This is a genomic window from Inquilinus sp. OTU3971, from assembly GCF_038440215.1.
In genome coordinates, this window is record NZ_JASATH010000407.1 from 1 (window position 1) to 1,666 (window position 1,666).

General features: G+C 64.6%; 2 protein-coding genes. Both read right to left on the reverse strand.

The window, feature by feature from the left end; translation table 11 throughout:
- Positions 1-326 precede the first annotated feature (326 nt).
- Positions 327-824 carry a MucR family transcriptional regulator gene (locus AAHM41_RS40125; RefSeq protein WP_342242243.1) on the reverse strand — a complete coding sequence of 166 codons (498 nt, stop codon included), beginning with the start codon at positions 822-824 and terminating at the stop codon, positions 327-329.
- Positions 825-959: 135 nt separating this feature from the next.
- Positions 960-1,604, reverse strand: a complete 645-nt coding sequence (locus AAHM41_RS40130) for a hypothetical protein (protein ID WP_342242244.1) — start codon at positions 1,602-1,604, stop codon at positions 960-962.
- Between the last annotated feature and the right edge of the window lie 62 nt (positions 1,605-1,666).

Sequence of the window (1,666 nt, forward strand, 5' to 3'; positions counted from 1 at the left end):
GAGAGCCCCTTTCAGAAGGGACACCGAGCTTCCGAGGTCGGGGTCGGGGTCGAGGCGCTCGGCCACGACCGATCGAGGTCCGCAACGGTGACTGCCCCTTGAGCAAAGGTCCGCCTTTCGGGAGCACCGGGTCGACGAGGATGTCCGCTTCGGAGCAGTCTGGCAGCCCGGCGAAGGTCCGCAAAGGGACGAACCGGAAGTCTCCGCGCTATTGGAGAAATCCCTCGTCACGCCGGCGGCGATCTGATTGTCGTCGCCTCTCCGAGGTGATTTGTATCCATTCCGGCACTCGCCCCCGGATATCAACGAGTGCCAGATCTGGAGTGTCAGCTCGCCTTGCGGCTGCGCCGGGCCTTCGATGCGGTCGGCTGCGGCACCGGAGCCGGCGCGGCAGCTTGCGCCGGACGACGCGTCCCGAGCCCGATCGTCTTCGCCAACGCACTGCGCTGGTTGGCGTAGTTCGGCGCGACCATGGGGTAGTCGGCTGGTAACCCCCAGCGCTCGCGATATTCATCGGGCGCCATGTTGTAGGCGGTCTTCAGATGCCGCTTAAGCATCTTCAGTTTCCTGCCGTCCTCAAGGCAGATGATGTAGTCGGGCGTCACCGACTTCTTGATCGGCACGGCCGGCTCTGGCCGCCGTTTCACCGGCTCGACAGGCTTTCCGAGGCTGTTGAGGGCGTTGTAGACCTGATCAATCAACGCCGGCAGGTCGTTCGCCGCAACATTATTATGAGCCACATGCGCGGCAACGATCTGAACGGTCAGTTTCCGTGTCTCGTCCGCCGTTCCCTGTTGCAAGCCGACAGCTGCGTCTCCCGCCATTTCTGTTCTCCTTGAGAATCGACGAGCGACTGTTGTCGCTGCCACTCAGCGAGTCCAGGACTTTCAGAAGCTCTTACAGGGTATTCACGCCTGAGTCGTTTCTGCGGCGTGCAACAGCTACGATCACGTGGATCATTATCGTGACGTCGACACCACACTGTCGGGCAGTTTTCCGAGGCGCTGGAGATCGGCGAGGACGGAGCGCAAGGGCGGCCAGGGGAGCTCGTCATCGTCGGATCGGGACTGACCGGCGGAGAGCACCATGGCGAGTTTGGCGGCGGCACCGGCCAAGCTGCCCGCGCGCGTTTGCCAGATGGTCTCGGTAATGGCGCCCCAGCGATCCCAGGCAAGGTCGACACGCTCCTCCACCTGACCAAGACCGATCGCACCTGCGGCCATTTCCCAACGGCGACGGTGAGCTTCGAACTCGCGGTGCAGCCTTTGGCGAAGCTCCTCCGTTCCAGGCAGATCCTCGAGCAACTCGTCGATCTCGGCGGGTTCACAGGCCGAGACCGGTTCAACCTTGCCCGGCACCGGTACGAGAACGCGCGGCATGCCGACGGTGCGAAGCAGGACGCCCTCCTTCTTCTGCCAGTCCTCCTGCCAGGCATCCAGCTCTGCATGGAGAACCCGCCATTCGTGGAAGAGGTCGAGGACGGGATCGGAGCTGGCGCCGCGGCCCTGGCCGTCGGCCGCGCCGATCGGCAGGATGGTGGCACCGCCGAGCAGGTCGCGGCGGCTGAGCGCAGGCAAAGTCGTGGTATCGTCGGAATCAGTCATGATCCGGCTCCTTGCAGCTGGACTGTGGTCAGGGGGGGGGGGGGGGGGGGGGGGGGGGGGCG

Bases quoted from the DNA above. Each gene is read 5' to 3' on its own strand.
- AAHM41_RS40125 (WP_342242243.1), bottom strand. From the start codon at position 824: ATGGCGGGAGACGCAGCTGTCGGCTTGCAACAGGGAACGGCGGACGAG.
- AAHM41_RS40130 (WP_342242244.1), bottom strand. From the start codon at position 1,604: ATGACTGATTCCGACGATACCACGACTTTGCCTGCGCTCAGCCGCCGC.